Here is a 6,726-nt window from a genome sequence, read left to right as displayed (position 1 = left end):
AAGCGCGGCGACGTGTGGAGCTGACAGATACTAATCGATCGAGGACTTAACCTTGATTTAAAAAGGGCACGGTTGTCCCTCGTTTTGTACAAACCAATGTTGGTTTTATCCGGTTTTGAGCGAACAAGCTCAAAGAGTCTGGTGCCGATGGCGAAGAGGTCACACCCGTTCCCATCCCGAACACGGAAGTTAAGCTCTTCAGCGCCGATGGTAGTCGGGGGTTTCCCCTGCAAGAGTAGGACGTCGCCAGGCTCATCTATTTTATATAGATTTTATTGGTCCCGTGGTGTAGCGGTTAACATGCCTGCCTGTCACGCAGGAGATCGCCGGTTCGATCCCGGTCGGGACCGCCATTTATTTAAATTTATAACCGATTCCGGGTAGTTTATCCGGAATCGGTTTTTTGCGATTTCAACATTCATTTCAACATTCAAATGAAACAAATAATATTTTGACAAAAAGGAAAATAGTCTCCGAGAAGGAGAGGCAATGCTTTCTGATATCCGAAAATCATCTGTAAGTATCTATGCTTTCCGATATCGTTTATTTTCGGTACACTAGAGCAAAGCAGTAGAAAGGAAATTCGATATGATAAAGGAATTCGAAGTTTATTCCGTTAGGGAAACAGAAAAACTGGCTACAAAATTGTCAACCCTTCTGACGCCACCTGATGTCATTACGCTTGAAGGAGATCTGGGGGCAGGGAAGACGACGTTTACAAAGGCACTTGCTAAAGGGCTAGGCATTACACGAACCGTCAATAGTCCGACATTTACGATTGTGAAACAGTATGAAGGGAAGTACCCTTTTAACCATCTTGATGTGTACCGTCTAGCGGAGAGCGAGGAAGATCTCGGATGGGACGAGCTGTTTTATGGAGATGCGATATCTGTTGTTGAATGGGCACATTTAATAGAAGATAATTTGCCTTCGGAACGTTTGGAAATCCGGATTGTTCATGAAGGTGATGATCGCCGAAAGATCACATTTAGACCATTTGGAGAGCGATATGAAATGATTTGTGAGGGGATAGACTTATGATCTGGCTTGGAATAGATACGGCCAATACGCCGCTTTCTGTGGCTATTGTGAAGGATGGGCAACTATTAGCTGAAGAGAATGCTGCTATGGCCATCAATCACTCGTTACGTGCTATGCCGGCTATCGAGGAACTGTTTACCAAAGTAGGGATGCGCCCTGCTGACATAGATGCGATTGCTGTTTCAGAAGGCCCGGGATCCTATACGGGGGTCCGAATTGGTGTAACAATAGCAAAGACGCTTGCATGGACGCTTCAAAAACCGCTCTACGGCCTTTCGAGTTTAAAGGTGCTCGCTGGCAATGCTATTTATTTTAGTGGCTTAATTTGCCCGATTGTGGACGCCAGAAGGGGAAATGTTTATAGTGCTGCGTACCACTATAAAGATGGATCGTTAACTACAGTGATTGAAGATGGCCATTTTGCGCTAGAAGAATTGGTTCGTCTTTTGGAACAGCGTGGCGAACCCGTCCTGTTTATTGGAAAAGATTCAGCAATACATGAGCAGCAACTAGTTGAGCAGTTGGGCGATCTCACGGAAATCGCCCCGCTTCATCTGAATTTGCCCCGCGCATCTACATTGATCCATTTGGCGGCTCAGCAGGAGCAAGAATTGGATATCCATACATTCGTTCCGGAGTACCGTCGACTTGCAGAAGCGGAAGCGAATTGGCTGAAAGAGCAAGGAAAGGAACAAGTGCGTGATTCAAATGATTGAGTATCGAAAAATGGGAAGAGACGATATCGCTTCTGTTGTAGCCATTGAAGAAGAATCATTTGCCACACCTTGGACCCATGAAATTTTTGAACATGAGATGACGGGGAATGCCTATGCTCATTACGTTGTTGCAGTTCAAGAAGATGAAGTGATTGGCCATTGCGGAATGTGGATCGTATTAGACGAATGTCATATTACGAATGTCGCGGTGCGTAAGCGATGGCGAGGAAATGGAATCGGGGAAGGTTTGATGAGGCAAGCGATTGCGCTTTGCAAGGAGATGAACGTTCGACTGATGACGCTGGAAGTGCGGGTGACCAATCACACAGCACAAAATTTGTACCGTAAGCTAGGGTTTCAGGACGGTGGCATACGGAAAAACTATTATGCGGACGACCATGAAGATGCGCTCGTCATGTGGGTGGAATTGTAATGGAAAAAGACATCTATATATTAGGAATTGAAACAAGCTGTGATGAAACAGCGGCATCTGTTGTGAAAAATGGTAAAGAAATTGTTTCGAATGTGGTAGCATCCCAAATTATGAGTCAAAAAAGATTCGGAGGCGTTGTGCCAGAGATTGCCTCGAGACATCATGTCGAACAGATTACAATCGTCATAGAAGAGGCACTTGCCGTTGCAGGTTTAACACCGAAGGAGCTTGATGCAGTCGCGGTTACAGAAGGTCCCGGGCTTATTGGGGCGCTCCTCATCGGAATTAATGCGGCGAAAGCATTTGCTTTTGCAAATGGTCTGCCGATTATTGGCGTGCATCATATAGCGGGTCATATTTATGCGAATATGTTAATGCAACCGATGGAGTTCCCTTTGCTGGCTATTATCGTGTCAGGCGGGCATACGGAGCTCGTGTTGATGGAGGAGCATGGAGCTTTCACACTGATTGGAGAAACGCGTGATGACGCTGCTGGCGAGGCATATGACAAAGTGGCTCGCGTCCTCGGTCTTCCATACCCAGGCGGTCCGCAAATCGATAAGTTGGCGGCTGAAAGTGATGGACAAGTCGAATTCCCGAGGGCATGGTTGGAACCAGACTCGTATGACTTCAGCTTTAGCGGTCTGAAATCCTCGGTCATTAACTACAAACATAATCTTGAGCAGCGTGGCGGGAAAGTAAACCCCGCACATATCGCTGCGGGATTCCAGGCCAGTGTCGTTGAAGTGCTGACAACGAAGGCGTTGAAAGCAGCCAAGGAATTTCAGGTGAAACAAGTGATTGCAGCAGGTGGAGTGGCTGCAAATAAGGGGCTTCGCGCTTCACTTGAAGAGGCTTTCCATCAGGAAGAAATTCCTTTCTATGTACCGCCGATTTCACTTTGTACCGATAATGCGGCGATGATTGCAGCAGCTGGATCAGCGATGTTCCTGGATGGCATACGCGGCAATCTGGCGATGAATGGTAAACCCGGCATGCCCCTTGTTTCTTGGAAATCCGAAAAATGAAAAAGCACGAATGTTGTCAACAATCGACAGCATTCGTGTTTTTTTGTCCTGAAAAAATTTTGTTTGTCAATAGAGAACGTTCGTACTTATGCACATTTGTGGACAAGTTGTGCATAAGTATGCTGAAAAGTTATTTAATAACAGCACAATTAGGATAACTATGTGGATAGAAAAATGAATTTCTGTGGATAATGTGGAAAACAATGTTCATATGTGATTAAATCGGCATGTTTCATGTTGATAAGATTGTGGAAATGAATGCCTGTGTATCATGATGTGATTCACCAACAATATACGCCGAAGTCGTCAAAACGACAAAACGTCGCATTGAATGGTTTCTTTACATTCAATGCGACGAATGTTTATCTTTATTCAGCAAATCTTTTTGTACTGAAAGCGAAGCGTCAGCTACAGAAGACTTCCACTTCTATAGGTGACGAGATGAATGCGGTTTTGTATTCCTGTTTAGCGGGTTCTCAAACTCCCGCTGAATGAATAATGGAAGGCAGTCTAAGTGCGCGACGTCCTGTCGCAACGACTGCATGACCTACATCCTGTAGGCCCGCGGATGTCACAGATTTTGAAGGGAGCTAATTGCGAATCGAACGGCGAAGGGTTCGATTTGCCGTATTTCTGCGTTCTTTGCAGAAATTAAGGCACCAGCCATTAGAAAGCGCAATTCAAAAACCGGACGCAATTACGCCGAGGCGTAATTGATGATATCCGTTTATAAAGCTTCCAATTCCTCTTGTAAGGAAAGCCATTCATCGGACTTACGATCATGCTCTTCTTGCCGTTCATCGATCTGAGCTTGCAACTCCATTAACTTTACATGGTCTTCTGCAAATTCAGGTAAGGATAATTCGGTTTGAAGTGCTGCAATCTCATCTTCCAATCGGGACATCCTATCCTCCAAATCGGCAATGGCCCTTGTCAGTCTTCTTTCCTGCCTACGCAATTCTTTATCCTGTTCATTCGAACGGGTGGCTGAAGGAATCCCTTCAGCTTTAACTGTAGAGATATCCGCATTCAACTCTTCTTGTTCCAGCTTCTTTTCGACAAAATAATCATAATCCCCGAGATATTCCATAGCTCCATTTGTACTAAGGTCAATCACTTTAGTTGCCAAACGATTAATGAAGTACCGGTCATGCGAGACGAAAAGCAATGTACCTGGAAAATCATCAAGCGCATTTTCAAGGACTTCTTTGCTATCGAGGTCTAGATGGTTCGTCGGTTCGTCTAAAATGAGAGTGTTCGATTTTTGTAACATCAGTTTTGCGAGGGATAAGCGTGCTTTTTCCCCTCCGGATAAAGACTGGACGGGCTTTTCAACATCCTCGCCTGTGAAAAGGAAACGTCCAAGTAATGAGCGGACATCCTTCTCGTTCATCATAGGCCAGTCATCCCAAATTTCCTGCAGGACGGTCCCTGATCCGATAAGCGTTGCTTGTTCCTGATCATAGTAGCCAAATTGGACGTTCGTCCCGTACTTAATTGAGCCTGCTATGGGCACTTCTTTTTTAACGATCGTTTTCAATAACGTTGATTTTCCGACGCCATTTGGCCCGATAATTGCAATTCGATCATGCTTGTACGCCCGGAAATCAATGTTAGTGGAAAGGGGGGTACCATCATAGCCAATTGCTAAATTCTCCACATTTAAAACATCATTACCACTTGGACGTTCGATTGAAAAAGAGAAGCTGGCGGATTTTTCGTTTCCATCAGGTGCATCCATCCATTCGGTTCGTTCAAGCAGTTTACGACGGCTCTTTGCCATTTTGGACGTGGAGGCCCGGGCGATATTCCGCTGGATGAAGTCTTCGAGCTTTGCTTTTTCGGACAAATCCTTTTCATATAACTTGCGATCCCGTTCATAGTTTTTCGCTTTTTCATCGAGATAGGCACTATAGTTCCCTGTGTATTTCGTCACTTTTTTTCGTGATACTTCATAAACGATCGTGACAATTTCATCGAGGAAGTAGCGGTCATGGGAAACAATCAGAAGGGCGCCTTCGTAGGACACGAGGTATTTTTCCAGCCAGCCTAGCGTTTCGATATCCAAATGGTTGGTCGGTTCGTCCAAGATGAGAAGATCCGGTTTACTCAAGAGCATTTTGGCGAGGGCCAGTCTCGTTTTCTGGCCTCCGGATAACAGGTTCACGCTCTTATCGAAGTCTTCAGGATAGAAGCGCATGCCGTGCAGCACAGAGCGCGTATCTGATTCGTATTGATAGCCGCCGGAATCTTTGAACTCGATTTGCAAGGCGTCGTACTCTTTCATAACTTTATCGTACTCCAATGAGTTCTCATAGACGGCTGGGTCGGCCATCTGTCCTTCAAGTGTGCGCAACCGTCTTTCGATGGCATGGAGCGGTTCGAATACGGTCATCATTTCTTCCCAAATCGAGAGTGGGGAATCGATGCCGGTATGCTGTTCGAGATAGCCGATTCGAATGTCTTTTGGGACAATGATATCGCCCGAATCCGCCGTCATTTCACCCGCAATCACTTTAAGCAAGGTGGACTTGCCCGCACCGTTTCGGCCAACAAGAGCGACACGGTCACGATGTTGCACTTCGAGCCGTACATTGGTTAATATATCTGTTCCTGAAAATGATTTTGTCAATCCATTCACTTGTAAAACAATCATCGTAAGCACCTCAATTCTCCTTTAGTTTATCATAATTCAGGAGATATTCCCTACTGCTATCGACAGAATCATCATGGCGAATTGGGGACGATGAGAGGGCGTAAAGCGAGCGATGACCGACTTTACAACAGCCGACTTCTACTGTACGATAGAATCGGCTAAAAGTACCGTACAGGAGGTTCCACATGAGAGAGGAAACGCCAAAAATTCCACAGGCGACATCAAAGCGATTGCCTCTTTACTATAGATTTCTTCAAAATATCGCTAATTCAGGAAAAAAGCGTGTATCGTCTAGTGAATTAAGTGAAGTGATGAAAATCGATGCAGCGACAATCCGTCGTGACTTTTCTCATTTCGGTGCGCTCGGAAGAAAAGGATATGGCTATGATGTGCATTATCTTGTCGATTTTTTCCGAAAGACACTTGATGAGGACGCGGAGACCGATGTTGCATTAATTGGGGTTGGCAGTTTGGGGAATGCTTTTTTAAAATATAATTTCCAGAAAAACCATAATACGCGTATCGTCGTCGCGTTCGATCCCAAAGCATCAATAGATGGTACAGAGATGAGTGGTATTCCAGCTTTCCATCCCGATACATTACAGGAAAAAATCAAAGAATTGAAAATTGAACATGTCATTTTGACAGTCCCTTCGCGGATTGCACAAGATGTGACCGACCAACTTGTACAAGCGGGTGTCAAAGGTATTTTGAATTTCGCACCGGTTCGCTTATCCGTACCTGAAACAGTTCGTGTGCATACGATCGATTTATCCGTAGAATTGCAAACGCTCATATACTTTATAAAAAATGACGTAAAACAGTCACATCTGTGATGGTCCATCAATGGTA

The 6,726-nt window shown here is 45.0% G+C and carries 7 protein-coding genes, 1 tRNA gene and 1 rRNA gene; 8 read left to right on the top strand and 1 reads right to left on the bottom strand.

The features are described 5' to 3' along the window. The first annotated feature begins 137 nt into the window (after positions 1–137). From rrf to ACFPRA_RS24915, 7 genes are all read left to right on the top strand, one after another. A 5S ribosomal RNA gene (gene rrf / locus ACFPRA_RS24945) occupies positions 138–252 on the top strand. A gap of 25 nt (positions 253–277) precedes the next feature. Next, positions 278–353 (top strand) — tRNA-Asp (locus ACFPRA_RS24940). 235 nt (positions 354–588) lie between these two features. Beyond that, positions 589–1,041, top strand: a complete 453-nt coding sequence (tsaE, locus tag ACFPRA_RS24935; RefSeq protein WP_381440847.1) for a tRNA (adenosine(37)-N6)-threonylcarbamoyltransferase complex ATPase subunit type 1 TsaE — start codon at positions 589–591, stop codon at positions 1,039–1,041. Next, positions 1,038–1,757 carry a tRNA (adenosine(37)-N6)-threonylcarbamoyltransferase complex dimerization subunit type 1 TsaB gene (gene tsaB, locus ACFPRA_RS24930; RefSeq protein WP_381440845.1) on the top strand — a complete coding sequence of 240 codons (720 nt, stop codon included), beginning with the start codon at positions 1,038–1,040 and terminating at the stop codon, positions 1,755–1,757. Before tsaE ends, tsaB begins: the two co-directional genes overlap by 4 nt. Further along, complete coding sequence (gene rimI, locus ACFPRA_RS24925) at positions 1,750–2,190, top strand: ribosomal protein S18-alanine N-acetyltransferase (protein ID WP_381440843.1); 441 nt, start codon at positions 1,750–1,752, stop codon at positions 2,188–2,190. Before tsaB ends, rimI begins: the two co-directional genes overlap by 8 nt. Next, positions 2,190–3,218 (top strand): tRNA (adenosine(37)-N6)-threonylcarbamoyltransferase complex transferase subunit TsaD, encoded by a 1,029-nt coding sequence (tsaD, locus tag ACFPRA_RS24920; RefSeq protein WP_381440841.1) that lies wholly within the window; start codon positions 2,190–2,192, stop codon positions 3,216–3,218. Before rimI ends, tsaD begins: the two co-directional genes overlap by 1 nt. A 258-nt stretch (positions 3,219–3,476) precedes the next feature. Continuing rightward, positions 3,477–3,713 carry a hypothetical protein gene (locus tag ACFPRA_RS24915; protein ID WP_381440838.1) on the top strand — a complete coding sequence of 79 codons (237 nt, stop codon included), beginning with the start codon at positions 3,477–3,479 and terminating at the stop codon, positions 3,711–3,713. Positions 3,714–3,945: 232 nt separating this feature from the next. On the opposite strand, the gene ACFPRA_RS24910 is transcribed toward ACFPRA_RS24915, so the two are convergent. Continuing rightward, on the bottom strand, positions 3,946–5,874 hold the full coding sequence (locus ACFPRA_RS24910) for an ABC-F family ATP-binding cassette domain-containing protein (protein WP_381440853.1): 1,929 nt from the start codon (positions 5,872–5,874) through the stop codon (positions 3,946–3,948). Between the two features lie 185 nt (positions 5,875–6,059). Between ACFPRA_RS24910 and ACFPRA_RS24905 the strand changes: the two genes are divergently transcribed. Beyond that, on the top strand, positions 6,060–6,710 hold the full coding sequence (locus ACFPRA_RS24905; protein ID WP_381440836.1) for a redox-sensing transcriptional repressor Rex: 651 nt from the start codon (positions 6,060–6,062) through the stop codon (positions 6,708–6,710). Positions 6,711–6,726: the final 16 nt, after the last annotated feature.

Origin of the sequence: Sporosarcina soli (genome assembly GCF_042655805.1) — a bacterium.
Classification (GTDB): domain Bacteria; phylum Bacillota; class Bacilli; order Bacillales_A; family Planococcaceae; genus Sporosarcina; species Sporosarcina soli.
Note: the sequence above shows the minus strand (reverse complement) of the source record. Positions and strands in the feature narration are given on the sequence as shown.

Excerpts from the sequence above, each read along its gene's own strand:
- ACFPRA_RS24915 (WP_381440838.1), top strand. The coding sequence starts at position 3,477 with ATGCCTGTGTATCATGATGTGATTCACCAACAATATACGCCGAAGTCG.
- ACFPRA_RS24905 (WP_381440836.1), top strand. The coding sequence starts at position 6,060 with ATGAGAGAGGAAACGCCAAAAATTCCACAGGCGACATCAAAGCGATTG.
- ACFPRA_RS24910 (WP_381440853.1), bottom strand. The coding sequence starts at position 5,874 with ATGATTGTTTTACAAGTGAATGGATTGACAAAATCATTTTCAGGAACA.
- tsaB (WP_381440845.1), top strand. The coding sequence starts at position 1,038 with ATGATCTGGCTTGGAATAGATACGGCCAATACGCCGCTTTCTGTGGCT.
- tsaD (WP_381440841.1), top strand. The coding sequence starts at position 2,190 with ATGGAAAAAGACATCTATATATTAGGAATTGAAACAAGCTGTGATGAA.
- tsaE (WP_381440847.1), top strand. The coding sequence starts at position 589 with ATGATAAAGGAATTCGAAGTTTATTCCGTTAGGGAAACAGAAAAACTG.
- rimI (WP_381440843.1), top strand. The coding sequence starts at position 1,750 with ATGATTGAGTATCGAAAAATGGGAAGAGACGATATCGCTTCTGTTGTA.